The sequence below is a fragment of the Streptomyces sp. NPDC021562 genome (assembly GCF_040640875.1).
Classification (GTDB): domain Bacteria; phylum Actinomycetota; class Actinomycetes; order Streptomycetales; family Streptomycetaceae; genus Streptomyces.
The window spans coordinates 30496-45207 of the sequence record NZ_JBFACN010000021.1; the positions used below are offsets into that span (position 1 = coordinate 30496).

Genomic DNA, 14712 nt, shown 5'->3' on the forward strand with positions numbered 1-14712 from the left:
CCGTCGTACCAGGATGGACCGCATGTCACAGACGAACAGCCCGCTGCCCCGTCAGGTCGCCGACACCTTCGTCGACGAACTCATCGCCCTCGATCCGATCACCGGTACGTTCCTCGGCGTGAAGGAGAGTTCGGGCCGGCTGCCCGACACCTCGCCGGCCGGTGACGAAGCGGTCGCACAGCTCCAGCGCGCCACGCTCGCCAAGCTCGACGAGGCCGAGCGGCAGCCCGGTGCGGACAGTGACATCGAGCGTCGCTGCGCCCGTCTGCTGCGTGAGCGGCTCACCGCCTCCCTCGCCGTCCACGAGGCCGACGAGAGCCTGCGTGCCGTCAGCAATCTGAGCTCGGTCGCGCACTCGGTGCGCGGCGTGTTCACCGTGACGCCCGTCGCCACCGAGGAGGACTGGGCTGCGGTCGCCGAGCGGCTGCGCGCGGTGCCGGCCGCGCTGGAGGGCTACCGGCAGTCCCTCGCACTGGGCCTGGAGCGCAAGCTCTACGCGGGCCCGCGGGCCACCGCCACCTTCGTCGGGCAGCTCGGCGAATGGGCCGACACGGGCGACGGCAGGGGCTGGTTCGAGCAGTTCGCGTCGGCCGGGCCCGAGGCGCTGCGCACCGAACTGGACGCGGCGGCCCGGTCCGCCACCGGGGCGGTCGTGGCGCTGCGCGACTGGATGCGGGACGTGTACGAGCCCGCGGTCGAGGGCGCACCGGACGTGGTGGGCCGCGAGCGGTACGCCCGCTGGGTCCGCTACTTCAACGGTACGGACCTCGATCTGGACGAGGCGTACGCGTACGGCTGGTCCGAGTACCACCGGCTGCTCGGCGAGATGCGGGCCGAGGCGGAGAAGATCCTGCCCGGCGCGGCCACGCCCTGGGAGGCGCTGGCGCACCTGGACGAGCACGGCACGCACATCGAGGGCGTCGACGAGGTCCGGGAGTGGCTGCAGTCCGTGATGGACGAGGCCATCGAGAAGCTGGACGGCACCCACTTCGACCTGGCCGAGCGGGTCCGGCGGGTGGAGTCCCGGATCGCGCCGCCCGGCAGTGCGGCCGCGCCGTACTACACGGCCCCGTCGGACGACTTCTCCCGCCCCGGGATCACCTGGCTGCCGACGATGGGCCAGACCCGGTTCCCCGTCTACGACCTGGTGTCGACCTGGTACCACGAGGGGGTGCCCGGCCACCACCTCCAGCTGGCGCAGTGGAAGCACATCGCCGAGAACCTCTCCCGTTACCAGGCCGGCGTCGGGATGGTCAGCGCCAACGCCGAGGGCTGGGCGCTGTACGCGGAGCGGCTGATGGACGAGCTGGGCTTCCTCAGCGACCCGGAGCGCCGGCTCGGCTACCTGGACGCGCAGATGATGCGCGCCGCGCGGGTCATCATCGACATCGGCATGCACCTGGAGCTGACGATCCCGGACGACTCCCCCTTCCATCCCGGGGAGCGGTGGACGCCCGACCTGGCGCAGGAGTTCTTCGCCGCGCACAGCAGCCGCCCCGCGGACTTCGTGGTGAGCGAGCTGACCCGCTATCTGTCGATGCCGGGCCAGGCCATCGGCTACAAGCTGGGCGAGCGGGCCTGGCTGCTGGGCCGGGAGAAGGCCCGGGAGCGGCAGGGCGACGCCTTCGACCTGAAGGCCTGGCACATGGCGGCCCTGTCCCAGGGTTCACTGGGCCTGGACGACCTGGTGGAGGAGCTGTCCCGGCTCTGACCGACCGGCGGCCCGGCCGGCGTACCGACCGGCGTACCGGCCGTGTCTGCCGTTCGGGGGTGTTCCGGTGGCGCCGGTCCGGTGGACCCGGCTTGCTGGTGCCGGGGGCCACCGGACACAGGAAGCGAGCCGCGCATGCAGACCTCCGAGCCCCGGCGGCAGCCGTTGGAGACCCCCCGGGCGGCGGGCGTGGCCGGGATCGTCTTCGCGCTGCTGCTCGCCGCCGCGATGGTGCTGATCCGGCTGGGGATCCCGCAGGGCGCCGACGCGGTCGTGGCCCAGCGGCCGGATGCGGCCCAGCGCAGCGCCGTGCACGCGGCGCTCCTGCTGGTGCCGTTCGCGGGCATCTGCTTCCTGTGGTTCGCCGGCGCGGTACGCGCCCATGTCGGTGAGGGCGAGGACCGGTTCCTGGCCACCGTCTTCCTCGGCAGCGGGCTGGTCTTCACGGCCACGATGTTCGGCGCCGCGGCAACGGCCACGGCGGTGTTCGACACCGCGCACCCGTTGGGCACCTCACCCTCCAGAGCGGTCTGGGACTTCGGCCAGCACATGGCGTACACGCTGATGACCGGGTACGCGATGCGGATGGCGGCCGTCTTCACCTGTTCCACCTCGGTGATCGGGCACCGCCTGGGCATCCTGCCCCGCTGGCTCACGGTGCTGGGCCTGCTGGCCACCGTGGCGCTGCTGTTCGTGTCGTCCGCCGTGCCGTGGGCCGAGCTGGTGTTCCCGGCCTGGTCGCTGCTGATCAGCGTGCACATCGTCGCGGAGAGCTTCCGCCGGGGCACGCGCTCCCGTGCCGGAGTGCGCTGAGTTCGCGCTGGTCCGACACTGGGACGACGGACCGGCGGTACGCACCGGACCTGGCCACCGAAGGGCGGAGCCATGATGCGCCTTGTCGTCGACCTCAACAGATGTCAGGGGTACGCGCAGTGCGCGTTCCTCGCGCCGGACGTCTTCGCCATGCACGGCGAGGAGTCGCTCGTCTACAACCCGCGCGCCGAGGAGGAGCAGCGGGAGCGACTGGCCCGCGCGGTCGCGGCCTGCCCGGTGCAGGCGATCACCGCCGACGGTCTGGACGGAGTCGCGGGAGGGGCCTCGGATGCCGCCCACTGACTACCTGGACTGGCTGCGGCGCGAGGGACGGATCGTGATCGTGGGTGCCTCGCTGGCCGGGCTGCGGGGTGCCGAGACGCTCCGCGCCGAGGGCTTCGCCGGCGAACTCACCATGATCGGCGACGAGCCGTACGAGCCCTACGACCGGCCGCCGCTGTCCAAGGGTGTGCTGCTCGGCAAGGCGGAGCCGCACCACACCCAGCTGCCGCACCGCCTGGAGATCGACGCCAAGTGGCGGCTGGGGGTCGCGGCGACCGGCCTCGACATGGAGGCCAGGCGGGTACGGCTGGCCGACGGCGACGAGGTGGAGTACGACCGGTTGCTGATCGCCACCGGGGTGCGGGCCCGGCCCTGGCCGAAGGAGGAGGAGGCCCGCCTGGACGGCGTCTTCACGCTGCGCACCCGGGACGACGCGGCCGCGCTGCTGCGGCGGCTGAAGGCCGGGCCGCGCCGGGTGTTCGTGATCGGCGCCGGATTCACCGGTTCGGAGATCGCCTCGGCCTGCCGGGAACAGGACATCCCCGTCACCGTGGCGGAACGCGCGGGCGCGCCGCTGGTGGGCGCGCTGGGCGGGGTGATCGGGGCGGTCGCGGCCGAGATGCACCGGGAGCACGGGGTGGACCTGCGGACCGGGGTCATGGTGACCGCGCTGGAGGGTGACCCGGCGGGCCGGGTGCGGGCCGTCCATCTGTCCGACGAGAGCATCGTCGAGGCGGACGTGGTGGTCGTGGGGCTCGGCGCGGTCCGCAACACCGACTGGCTGACCGGTTCCGGGCTGGGCGCGGGACCGCGGGGCATCGCCTGTGACGCGGGCTGCCGCGCCTTCGACTTCCGGGGCATCGTGACCGACGACGTCTTCGTCGCCGGCGATGTCGCCCGCTCCCCGCACGCGCTGTTCGGCTACCAGTTCCTGTCCCTGGAGCACTGGGGCAACGCGGTCGCGCAGGCCGAGACCGCCGCGCACAACATGGTCAGTTCGAGTGCGGAGCGCAGGCCGCATCTGTGGGTGCCGGCGTTCTGGTCGTCGCAGTTCGGGGTGAACATCAAGTCGGTCGGGGTGCCCCCGATGGGCGACCAGATCATGATCACGCAGGGTTCGCTGGCCGAACGCCGGTTCGTCGGGGTCTACGGTCACCAGGGCCGGACGATCGCCGCGGTGAGCTTCGACAACACGCGGTGGCTGGAGTTCTACCAGCGCCAGATCGAGCGGGGCGCGCCGTTCCCGGTGGAGTTCCCGACGGTTGACCGGCGTCCTGAGGGGCGGGTGCCGGTGGACGCCGACTTCCCGGACCCGGCGCTGCCGACGCACGCCCCGATGGTGACCCTCAGCGGTTACTCGCCGACCGACCAGCAGCTGGTCTTCCACCCCGCCCGCCACTGACCGCACGCCGGCCCCGACGTTCCAAGGACCTGTCATGACGCAGACCTCGATGTTGCGGCAGATCACCGACTTCGCCAACCGCGCCGATCCGTACCCGGTGTACGCGGAGTTGCGCAAGACGCCGGTGTGGCACGAGGAGGACGGCCCGTACCTCGTCAGCACCTACCACGACATCGAGGCGCTGCTGCACGATCCGCGGATCAGCTCCGACGCCGCCAACCTGGCCGCCCTCGGAGCGGACGAGCTGTCCGGTCCGGAGGCGACCGGGCTGCCGCCGAGTTTCATCCGGATGGACCCGCCGGAACACGACCGGCTGCGCAGGATCGCCAACAGCTCCTTCGGACCGCCGCACCGGCCACGCCGTATCGAGAACATGCGCGGACAGCTGGAGGAGATCATCACCGAGCTGATCGACGGCCTGGGCGACGCACGGGAGTTCGACCTCGTGGACCAGGTCGCCTACCCCTTCCCGGTGACCGCGATCTGCCGGCTGCTCGGCGTACCGCGGGAGGACGAACCCCGGTTCCGGGCCTGGGTCGACCCGATCGTGGCCGGTCTGGACCCGGACACCCGGACCGCCGCCGACTCGGAGAAGGCCGCGCAGGAGGCCCGGCTGCAGCTCGGCATGTACCTGAACGGCCTGGTGGAGCAGCGCGCCCGGGAACCGCGCGACGACATGCTGTCCGACCTGGTGCACAGCCGCGGTACGGACGGCGCCATGACGACCATGGAAGTCCTCAGTACGGCGGTGCTGCTGCTCATCGCGGGCCACGAGACGACCGTCAACCTCATCACCAACGGGATGCTCACCCTGCTGCGGCACCCGGAGGTCCTGGCCCGGCTGCGCGACGACCCCGGCCTGTCGGTGCGGATCGTGGAGGAACTGCTGCGCTACGAGCCGCCGGTGCAGCTCCTGCCCCAGCGCACCTGCATCACCGACATCGAGGTGCACGGGGTGGCCATTCCCAAGGGTTCGCGGATCTGGCTGGTCCTGGGCGCGGGCAACCGGGACCCGCACCGGTTCACGGACCCCGACTGCTTCGACCCGGACCGCCAGGACATCCAGCACCTAGGCTTCGGCAGCGGCGTCCACAGCTGCTTCGGTGCCCCGCTGGCCCGCATCGAGGCGCAGCTGGCGCTGTCCCAGCTGGCCCGGCGGCTCGACGGTCCCCGGCTGGTCGAGGACCCGCCGCCGTACCGTCGGAACGCGGTGCTGCGCGGTCCCCGGCATCTCGGCATCGCCGTGGACGGGGTGAGATGACGGCCGGTCAGTCCTCGACCCTGCGCAACTGCACGAGTCCCAGCCAGGTTTCCGGGCCGGGTCTGGTGTAGGCGGCGCGCACCGCGTAGGTGCCGGGCTCCAGCGGGACGCGCAGGTGCTCCCCGCCCTCGGCCTCGCCGCCCGGCCAGGCGGAGTCGAACAGGACGACGGGACCGGGGACCCGCCAGCGCAGTTCCTTCTCCCACACGGCGGTGTCGAGCGCGGCCGGGACCTGGGCCAGCAGTTCGTCCTCGGAGTCGGCGGCGGACCACCGTACGAAGGTGCCGTGGTCCGGCAGGAAGGACGTCGAGGCGGGCTCGTCGCCCAGGACCAGTGCGGCGCTGTCCCCGACCGGGAGCAGTCCGACGAAACCGTCGACCTCGCACGCACGGTCGTAGTCGGTGGCCAGGTCAGCGCTGTCCGCCCCGGCCCAGAAGGGCAGGACCGTCTCCGGGACCACCACGAGCGGACCCCCGCCCGACTCCACCCACTCCATCACGCCTGGATCCGCATAACGAGTCATGGGCCGAACCTACACGTACGGCGACCGCACAGGTTCGCCTTCGGGAATCAGCAACCGCAGTCGCCGTGTTGGGCGGGCGCGGTGAGCGGGTCCGGGGTCCGGCGTTCGCGCCCCTGCCAGGTCTCGAACTCGAAGCCCTCACGCACCCAGTACTCGAAGCCGCCGAGCATCTCCTTGACCCGGTAGCCGAGTTCGGCCAGGGCGAGGGCCGCACGGGTGGCGCCGTTGCAGCCGGGACCCCAGCAGTACGTCACCACGGGCACGTCCCGGTCGAGGAGCCGGGCGGCCTGCTCGGGGACGAGCGCGGTGGGCAGGTGGACGGCGCCCGGGACGTGGCCCTGGTCCCAGGCGGCGGTGGAGCGGGAGTCGAGGACGACGAAGCCCGGGTCGGCGGCGCCGGCGAGGGCGGCGGCCACGTCGGAGACGTCCGCGTGCCAGGTGAGGCTCGCGCGGAAGTGGGCGGCGGCCTCGGCGGGGGCGGCCGGGGCGACGCGCAGCACGGGATTGGGGGCGGTGACGAACGTCTCGGTCATGTCGGGCCTTTCCCTGCGACCGCCGGTGCGGCGGATCTCCATGACCGGAAATCTACGGCCGGTGACCGGCCCCCTGAAGGCGCGATCCCCGGCCCCGGCCTTGTCCGGCCGGGGATTCCCTGTTATCCATCCGCCATGACCGCGTTTTCCCCGGACGCCACCGACTGGCGCATCCTCGACGTCCTCCAGCGCGAGGGCCGGGCCAGCTTCGCCGAGCTGGGGCGTGCCGTCGCGATGTCCCCGAGCGCGGTGACCGAACGCGTGCGCCGCCTGGAGGAGGCGGGCGTGATCCGTGGCTACGCGGCGGTGGTGGACCCGGAACGCCTCGGCCTGCCGATCCTCGCCTTCGTCCGCCTCCGCTACCCCAACGGCCACTACAAGCCGTTCCACGACCTGGTCGCCGCCACCCCCGAGATCCTGGAGGCCCACCACGTCACGGGCGACGACTGCTTCGTCATCAAGGTCACCGCCCGCTCGATGCGCCACCTGGAGGAGATCTCCGGCAGGATCGGCACCCTGGGCTCGGTGACGACGAGCGTCGTCTACTCCTCGCCCCTGCCCCGCCGGGCGATCGGCACCTAGGGCCACCTAGGGCGCTAGACGCCCCGCTGCCGCAGCACGGAGCCCGATCTGTCCTTCACCACCTCCAGCTGCGCGTGGACGCGGCGGCGCAGGTCGGCGACGTGGCTGACGATGCCGACGCTGCGGTCGCGTTCGCGCAGCGAGTCGAGGACGTCGAGCACCTCGTCCAGGGTCTGGTCGTCGAGGCTGCCGAAGCCCTCGTCGATGAAGAGGGTGTCGAGTCGGACCCCGCCGGCCTCGTCGGTGACCACGTCCGCGAGGCCGAGGGCCAGGGCGAGGGAGGCGAAGAACGTCTCGCCGCCGGACAGCGTGGCGGTGTCGCGTTCGCGTCCGGTCCAGGCGTCGACGACGTGCAGTCCGAGGCCGCTGCGACCACGCCCGGTGCGGTCGTCGGAGTGGACCAGGGTGTAGCGGCCGGACGACATGCGCTGCAGGCGGACGGTGGCCGCGGCGGCGACCTGTTCCAGCCGGGCGGCCAGGACGTACGACTCCAGGCGCATCCGGCGTTCGTTGTCGGCCGAGGTGCCCGCGGTGAGGGCGGCGAGCCGGGCGACCCGGTCGTACTCCTCGCGCAGCGGGGCGAGCCGGCGCGCCTCGGCGGTGGCGCGGGCGGACAGCCGGTCGAGTTCGGTGCAGCAGTGGTCGGACCGGTCGCGTGCCGACGCGGCCTCACGCACCGACCGGTCGGCCGCGGCGGCGGTGCGTTCGGCCGCGTCGAGGTCGGCGGGCGGCTGCTGCGCGGCGGCCGCGGTGTCCGTCTCGGCCAGCACCGCACGGACCGCCGCCTCCTGCGACTGCCTCTCGTCCAGACGTCGTTGCAGCTCGCGGTGGGCGGTGTCGTCGAGGAGCGCGGCGGCCGCGGCCTGCGGCGTCTCGAAGCCGGCCCGGTAGGCGGCGTCCGCGAGCCGTGCGTCGGCGTCCTTCAGGTGCCGGGCGGTGTCCTCGGCGGCGCGCGCGGTGTCGGCGGCCTCGGTGAGCAGCGTCACCTGCCGCTCCAGCTGCGCGGTCCGCGCCGCCACGCTGTCCGCACTTCCCCGCGCCTTGGTCAAGTCCGCTTCGAGAACCGCGCATTCGGCATCGAGGCCGTCGCGCCGGGCGACCCGGGAGGCGGCCCGCACCTCGGCCTGCCGGCGGTCGGTCAGCCGGCGCTCGCGCTCCCGCTCGGCCAGCCGCAGCTCCTCCTGCGCCGGGTGCAGGTCGGAGGCGGCGCCCCGGGCCAGGAGGTACTCCTGCTCCAGCTCGTCCGCCTGGGCGGCCAGGCGGTCGGTGGGTGTGTCCCCGGCCGCGGCGGTGGCGGCGGCCAGTGCCTCGCGTGCGGTGGCGAGGCGGCGTTCGTCCTGGGCGTGCCGCGCCTCGGCGCGCTGGTGGTCGGCTTCCGCGCGCTCCTCGGCCTCCGCATCGACATGGCCCGCGAACTTCTGTGCGGGCGCGGGGTGTTCGGTGGACCCGCAGACGGCACAGGGTTCGCCCGCGGTGAGCCGGGCGGCGAGTTCGGCGGCGATGCCGGTCAGGCGCTGCTCCTTGAGCCGCAGCCAGTGCGCCTTCGCCTCCAGGGCCAGCGCGCCGGAGGCGAGGGCGGTGCGCTGGGCCTCGTCGGTGTCCCGGCCGAGTTCGTCCCGCAGCCGGGCCGCCGCCAGCCGCTGCTGCGCGGGTTCGCGCCGTACGGCGAGCTGCTCGGCCCGGGTCGCGGCCTCCTGGGCGGCGTCGATGCGGGACTGGAGCGCGGCGCGGGTGGCGTCCCAGTCGGCGAGCCAGCCGTCGGCCTCCCGCAGGACCTCCTCGTCCTCGCGTTCCTGCCGGTCGAGGCGGCCGCGCTCGTCGACGAGCTCGGCGAGCCGTCGCTCGGCCCGGCGCGCGGACTCCAGGCCGCCCAGCTCCTCGGCGGCCCGGCGGGCAGCGCCCGCGAGCCCTGCCGCACCGGCTCCGGCGAAGGTGTCCGGCAGCAACGCCCGTGCGCGTGCCTCGGCCGCGGCCGCGGCGCGGTGCCCGGCCTCGGCCGCCTCGCGCAGCTCCAGCGCCGGCGCCACGGCCTCCGCCTTCCGCGCCCGCTCCATCCGCGCCTGCGCCTCCCGGTGGGCCCCGGCCTCCTCCGCCAGCCGGGCCGCCCGCTGCCGCGCCTGCGCGAACCTGCCCTGCAAGCGGGCCAGCTCACGGGCGTCCGCCAGCGCGCGGTCGGCGGCGAACTGGGCGGACTCGGCCAGGTCCAGGCGGCAGTTCGCGAGGGCGCGGCGCTCCCGTGCGGTACTGCGGGCGACCGCTGCGGCGGTCAGGACGGCGTCGGCGAGGCCGGGGTCGCCCGGGGCCAGGTCGGGCAGCTCCATCGCGTCGCCGGCGGCCTGCTGCATCCGGTGCGCGTCGGCCAGCAGCGCGGCGTCACCGTCCCGTACCCGGGCCTCGGTGGACTTCCGCCGCTCGGCGAGGCGCTTCTCGACGTCGGCGAAGCGCTGGGTGTCGAAGAGCCGGCCGAGCAGCTGGCCGCGGGCCCCCGCGTCGGCGCGCAGGAAGCGGGCGAAGTCGCCCTGGGGCAACAGCACGACCTGGCAGAACTGCTCCCGGCTCATACCGAGCAGCTGGGTGATCTCCTCGCCGATCTCCTGGTGGGAGCGGCTGAGGTCCTTCCAGGCGGCGCCCTTCGCGTCGTACTCGCGCAGCCAGGTCTGGGCCTTGTCCAGCGTCGTGCCCGAGCCGCGCTTCTTGAGACGTTCCCAGGGCGGCTGCCGGGTGATCTCCAGGCGGCGTCCGGCGACGCTGAGTTCGAGGCGGACCTCGGTGCGGACGGCCGGGTCGGCGTGGTCGCTGCGCAGGGTGAGGCCCTGGCCGCTCTGACGGGCGCCGGGGACGGTGCCGTAGAGCGCGTAGCAGACGGCGTCCAGGACGGAGGTCTTGCCGGCGCCGGTCGGGCCGTGCAGGAGGAAGAGCCCGGCGGCGGAGAGCGCGTCGAAGTCGACGCTCTGGGTGTCGCCGAAGGGCCCGAAGGCGGTGAGATCGAGCCGGTGCAGCCTCACTGGACGCCCTCCCCGGGCCGTCCCGGGCCCGCCGTCACCGCACCGCGCGGGCGGCCGGCCCCGGCGGTGTGCGGGCAGGCGGACGGGGAGCCGTGGGTAGGGGCGGTCACCGGGGCACCTCCCGGGCCGCGGCGTCCGCCTGGACGGCGTCGAAGGCTTCGCCGAGTACGGCCCGTTCCCGTTCGTCCGGGCCCGCGCCGCGCACGTGGGCGACGAAGTCCTCGGCGATCTGCCGGTCGGTGCGGCCGGCGAGGCGGCGGGCGTAGGTCACGTCCGGGTCGTCCGGCGCGCGGTCGGGGGCGAAGACCAGGCTCAGGGTGCCCGGGAAGCGGTCGGTCAGCCGGGCCATGGGGTCGGCGGGGCGGACCGGGTCGGTGAGGGTGGCCTCGATCCAGGCGTCCTCGTGCCGGGTGAGGGCGGGGTCGGCCAGCAGGTCGTCCAGGGTGCCCCGGAGGCGGGCCAGCGGGCGCGGGACCGGGCAGTCCAGCCGCTCGGCGGTGACCGTGCCGTCACCGGCCAGGTCGACCAGCCACATGCTCTTGCGGTGGTCGGTCTCCGAGAAGGAGTACGCGAGCGGGGAGCCCGAGTACCGGACGCGCTCGGTGATGGTCTGGCAGCCGTGCAGATGCCCCAGCGCCACGTAGTCGACGCCGTCGAAGACACCGGCCGGGACGGCGGCCACCCCGCCGACGGTGATGTCCCGCTCGCTGTCGCTGACCTCGCCTCCGGTCACGAACGCGTGCGCGAGGACGACGGAGCGGGTACCGGGGGCACGGGCGGCGAGGTCGGCGCGGACCCGGTCCATGGCGGCGGCGAGCACCGCCTCGTGACCTGCCTTCTCGACCCCGAACTCGTCCTTCACGAGGGCGGGTTCCAGGTAGGGCAGCCCGTAGAAGGCGATGTCGCCGAAGGCGTCGGCGAGCACGACCGGGGTACCGCCGGCGGACGGTTCGGTCCGCAGGTGGATGCCCGCGCGGTCGATGAGACCGGCGCCGACGCCGAGGCGACGGGCCGAGTCGTGGTTGCCGGAGATCATCACCGTGGGCACGCCGAGGTCGGCGAGCCGGTGCAGCGCGTCGTCGAACAGCTCGACCGCGGCGAGCGGGGGGACCGCGCGGTCGTAGACGTCCCCCGACACGAGCACGGCGTCGACGGCCCGCTCGGTCACGGTCCGCACGAGGTGGCCGATGAACTCGGCCTGGGCGTCGAGCATGGCCACCCGGTGGAAGGAGCGGCCGAGGTGCCAGTCGGAAGTGTGCAGCAATCTCACGAAACCGCCCCGCCCCGCATGTCCCGCCCTTCCGCCCCTCACGACCGACGCCCGTCGGCAGGGGCCGACGGTCAGCGCCCACCACGCTAACCCCTGCGGACCCCTGCTCCACCACGGGACTCTGCACCTCGGCCGGTTACGGTACGAATTGCCGGGAATGAGCGGATCGGCAGGTGCTCGGTCGGTTCCTCAGCCGGTCAGTTCCCGTCCGGTGACCAGGTCCGGCTCGATGCGCACGAAGACCTCCTGCGGCATCGGCACCCACGAGCGCGGCCCCTCACGGACCAGCCGTTCGTGCTCGGCCGGGTCGTGCACCACGGTCGCGGCACCGGTGACGACCACACTCCAGCCGGACCGGCTGTCCGCGTCCACCTCGTCGGCCTCGAAGGCCACCACCGAGCCGTCGATGGCGTGCACCAGTTCCGAGGCCGCGGAGGTCCGCAGCAGCACGGCGCCGTCGCCGTCGAGGCCGAAGTTGACGGGCAGCACGGCGGGCAGCGCGTGCCGGGTGTGGACGATCCGGCCGACGGGCACCCCGGCGAGCAGGCGCAGGCACTCGCCACGGTCCAGTTCGCGGAATCCGTCATGGGAGTACATCGGCCGCCTCGTCTCTCGTCCTGCGGTACCACCGTCCTGGGACACCGGGTCCTGTCAGCCTCCGCCGCCGGTCAGGGGCGGGTCCAGGGGCCAAGGGTCCCGGCCGGGCCGGCGAAGGGCCCCAGCGGCCCGGACCCGGCGCCCGGCTACGGCGCCTGGCCAGGCGCCGTGTCCCGGGCGGCCCCACGTGCCCGCAGGCCTCGGCCGCCGCAGGCCCAGGGGGAGGTGTGCGCCCGCTGCGGGAGCGGGTGTGCCCGCCGCCTCACGGATCCAGCCTGCACCGGCCGGGAACCGGCCGCTTGGGCCGACCGGCCCCCGCCCATCGCCGGCCGGACCGGGTCCGGTCAGCCGGCCCAGCTCCAGTTGGCCACCTCGGGCAGGTCGGTGCCGTGGTCGCGGATCCAGGCCTCGTGGCGGGTGCGGGCGTCGGCCATCTGCTGGCGTACCGCGGCGGCGCGGACGGCGAGGCCGGGGACGCGGTCGACGACGTCCATGACGAGGCGGTAGCGGTCCAGGTCGTTGCGGACCACCATGTCGAACGGGGTGGTGGTGGTCCCGGACTCCTTGTATCCGCGTACGTGCAGGTTCCGGTGGCCGGTGCGGCGGTAGGCGAGGCGGTGGATCAGCCAGGGATAGCCGTGGTAGGCGAAGATCACCGGCTTGTCGGTGGTGAACAGGCCGTCGTACTCGAAGTCGGTCATCCCGTGCGGGTGTTCCTCGTGCGGCATGAGGCGGGCCATGTCGACGACGTTCACCACCCGTACCGCCAGCTCGGGCAGGTGGCGGCGGAGCAGCTGGGCGGCGGCGAGCACCTCCTGGGTCGGGACGTCGCCGGCGCACGCGAGCACGACGTCCGGTTCACGGGAGCCGTTCTCGGTGCCGGCCCAGTCCCAGATCCCGGCGCCGCGGGCGCAGTGGACGCGGGCCTGGTCCATCGACAGCCAGTCGAAGCAGGGCTGCTTGCCGGCCACGATCACGTTCACGTAGTCGCGGCTGCGCAGCACGTGGTCGGCGACGGACAGGAGGGTGTTGGCGTCCGGCGGGAGGTACACGCGGACGACTTCGGGGCTCTTGTTGAGGACGTGGTCGACGAAGCCCGGGTCCTGGTGGGAGAAGCCGTTGTGGTCCTGGCGCCACACGTGCGAGGTGAGCAGGTAGTTGAGGGAGGCGACGGGAGCCCGCCAGGGCAGCCGACGAGACGTCTTCAGCCACTTGATGTGCTGGTTGACCATGGAGTCGACGATGTGCACGAACGCCTCGTAGCAGGAGAACAGTCCGTGCCGGCCGGTCAGGAGGTAGCCCTCCAGCCAGCCCTGGCAGAGGTGTTCGGAGAGGATCTCCATCACCCGGCCGTGCGGTTCGAGGTGTTCGTCGACCGGGAGCCGCTCGGCCTGCCAGGCCTTGCCGCTCACGTCGAAGACGGCCTGGAGCCGGTTGGAGGCGGTCTCGTCCGGGCCGACCAGCCTGAAGTCCCGGCGCAGTCGTGTGTCCCTCATGATCCGCGCGAGGAAGTCGCCGAGCACCCGGGTGGGTTCGTGCAGGGTCGTGCCCGGCTTGTCGACGGGGACCGCGAACTCGTCGAGATCGGTGAGCGGCAGGTCCCGGACGAGCAGGCCGCCGTTGGCGTACGGCGAGGCGCCCAGCCGCCTCGCGCCGTCGGGGACGCAGGCCAGCACGTCGGCGACGGGCCGGCCGTCGGGACCGAACAGCTCCTCGGGCCGGTACGACCGCAGCCAGGCCTCCAGCTGCCGCAGGTGCTCGGGGTTCTCACGCACCGCGGCGAGCGGTACCTGGTGGGCCCGCCAGGTGCCCTCGACGGGCACGCCGTCCACCACGGCGGGGCCGGTCCAGCCCTTGGGCGTGCGCAGCACGATCACCGGCCAGTGCACGCGTTGCGTGCTGCCGCCCTCGCGTGCCGAGCGCTGCATGACGGCGATGCGGTCCAGGGCGTCGTCCAGCGCGGCGGCCATGGCCCGGTGGACCTCGTGCGGGTCGTCGCCGGTGACGTGGATCGGCTCGTGACCGTACCCCCTGAGCAGGGCGTCCAGCTCGGCCTCGGGCAGGCGGGAAAGGACGGTCGGGTTGGCGATCTTGTAGCCGTTGAGGTGCAGGATCGGCAGGACGGCGCCGTCGTGCACCGGGTCGAGGAACTTGTTGGAGTGCCAGGACGCGGCCAGCGGGCCGGTCTCCGCCTCGCCGTCGCCGATCACACAGGCCACCAGCAGGCCGGGGTGGTCCAGGGCGGCGCCGTAGGCGTGGGCCAGGGAGTAGCCGAGCTCACCGCCCTCGTGGATCGAGCCCGGCGTCTCCGGGGCCACGTGACTGGGCACGCCCCCGGGGAACGAGAACTGCCGGAACAGCCGCGCCATCCCCTCCCCGTCCCGCGGGACGTCGGGGTAGGTCTCGCTGTAGCTGCCCTCGAGCCACGAGTTGGCCAGCACGGACGGACCGCCGTGCCCCGGCCCCCACACGCACACCGCGTCCAGGCCGCGCGCCCGGACCACCCGGTTGAGGTGGGTGTACACGAGGTTCAGGCCGGGCGAGGTGCCCCAGTGGCCCAGCAGCCGCGGCTTGATGTGCTCGGGGCGCAGCGGCTCGGTGAGCAGCGCGTTCGCCATCAGGTAGATCTGTCCGGCGGCCAGGTAGTTGGCGGCACGCCAGTGGGCGTCGAGGGTGCGCAGCTCGTCGTCGGACAGTACGGTGGCGTCCTGGTGTTCGACCTTGGACATCGGA

General features: G+C 73.6%; 12 protein-coding genes. 6 read left to right on the plus strand and 6 right to left on the minus strand.

Features of this window, described 5'->3' with window-relative positions; translation table 11 throughout:
• Positions 1 to 22: 22 nt before the first annotated feature.
• From AB0G52_RS28995 to AB0G52_RS29015, 5 genes are all read left to right on the plus strand, one after another.
• On the plus strand, positions 23 to 1711 hold the full coding sequence (locus tag AB0G52_RS28995; RefSeq protein WP_132887825.1) for a DUF885 domain-containing protein: 1689 nt from the start codon (positions 23 to 25) through the stop codon (positions 1709 to 1711).
• Positions 1712 to 1846: 135 nt separating this feature from the next.
• The gene (locus AB0G52_RS29000) at positions 1847 to 2524 is read left to right on the plus strand and encodes a hypothetical protein (protein ID WP_132887824.1); all 678 of its coding nucleotides are present in this window, start codon (positions 1847 to 1849) and stop codon (positions 2522 to 2524) included.
• Positions 2525 to 2599: 75 nt separating this feature from the next.
• Positions 2600 to 2827 carry a ferredoxin gene (locus AB0G52_RS29005; protein ID WP_132888143.1) on the plus strand — a complete coding sequence of 76 codons (228 nt, stop codon included), beginning with the start codon at positions 2600 to 2602 and terminating at the stop codon, positions 2825 to 2827.
• Positions 2814 to 4208, plus strand: coding sequence for an FAD/NAD(P)-binding oxidoreductase (locus AB0G52_RS29010; RefSeq protein WP_132887823.1), 1395 nt, complete (start codon positions 2814 to 2816; stop codon positions 4206 to 4208). The genes AB0G52_RS29005 and AB0G52_RS29010 overlap by 14 nt, the downstream gene beginning before the upstream one ends.
• Before the next feature lie 34 nt (positions 4209 to 4242).
• Positions 4243 to 5469 (plus strand): cytochrome P450, encoded by a 1227-nt coding sequence (locus AB0G52_RS29015; RefSeq protein WP_132887822.1) that lies wholly within the window; start codon positions 4243 to 4245, stop codon positions 5467 to 5469.
• 7 nt (positions 5470 to 5476) lie between these two features.
• Here AB0G52_RS29015 and AB0G52_RS29020 read toward each other — a convergent pair whose 3' ends face one another.
• Positions 5477 to 5992: an immunity 21 family protein gene (locus AB0G52_RS29020; RefSeq protein WP_132887821.1), complete on the minus strand. Its 516-nt coding sequence runs from the start codon at positions 5990 to 5992 to the stop codon at positions 5477 to 5479.
• Positions 5993 to 6039: 47 nt separating this feature from the next.
• A complete protein-coding gene (locus tag AB0G52_RS29025; RefSeq protein ID WP_132887820.1) occupies positions 6040 to 6525 on the minus strand; it encodes a rhodanese-like domain-containing protein in 486 nt (161 codons plus the stop codon).
• Positions 6526 to 6660: 135 nt separating this feature from the next.
• On the opposite strand from AB0G52_RS29025, the gene AB0G52_RS29030 reads away from it, so the two are divergent.
• Entirely contained in the window at positions 6661 to 7107 is a 447-nt protein-coding gene (locus AB0G52_RS29030; protein WP_361340143.1) for an Lrp/AsnC family transcriptional regulator, read from the plus strand.
• 14 nt (positions 7108 to 7121) lie between these two features.
• Here the strand turns inward: AB0G52_RS29030 and AB0G52_RS29035 are convergent, their stop codons facing one another.
• The 4 genes from AB0G52_RS29035 to AB0G52_RS29050 form a co-directional block, all read right to left on the minus strand.
• The gene (locus tag AB0G52_RS29035) at positions 7122 to 10112 is read right to left on the minus strand and encodes an SMC family ATPase (protein ID WP_361340145.1); all 2991 of its coding nucleotides are present in this window, start codon (positions 10110 to 10112) and stop codon (positions 7122 to 7124) included.
• Between the two features lie 106 nt (positions 10113 to 10218).
• On the minus strand, positions 10219 to 11382 hold the full coding sequence (locus AB0G52_RS29040) for an exonuclease SbcCD subunit D (RefSeq protein WP_132887817.1): 1164 nt from the start codon (positions 11380 to 11382) through the stop codon (positions 10219 to 10221).
• Positions 11383 to 11571: 189 nt separating this feature from the next.
• Complete coding sequence (locus tag AB0G52_RS29045; protein ID WP_132887816.1) at positions 11572 to 11979, minus strand: pyridoxamine 5'-phosphate oxidase family protein; 408 nt, start codon at positions 11977 to 11979, stop codon at positions 11572 to 11574.
• Positions 11980 to 12323: 344 nt separating this feature from the next.
• The gene (locus tag AB0G52_RS29050) at positions 12324 to 14708 is read right to left on the minus strand and encodes a phosphoketolase family protein (RefSeq protein ID WP_132887815.1); all 2385 of its coding nucleotides are present in this window, start codon (positions 14706 to 14708) and stop codon (positions 12324 to 12326) included.
• Positions 14709 to 14712: the final 4 nt, after the last annotated feature.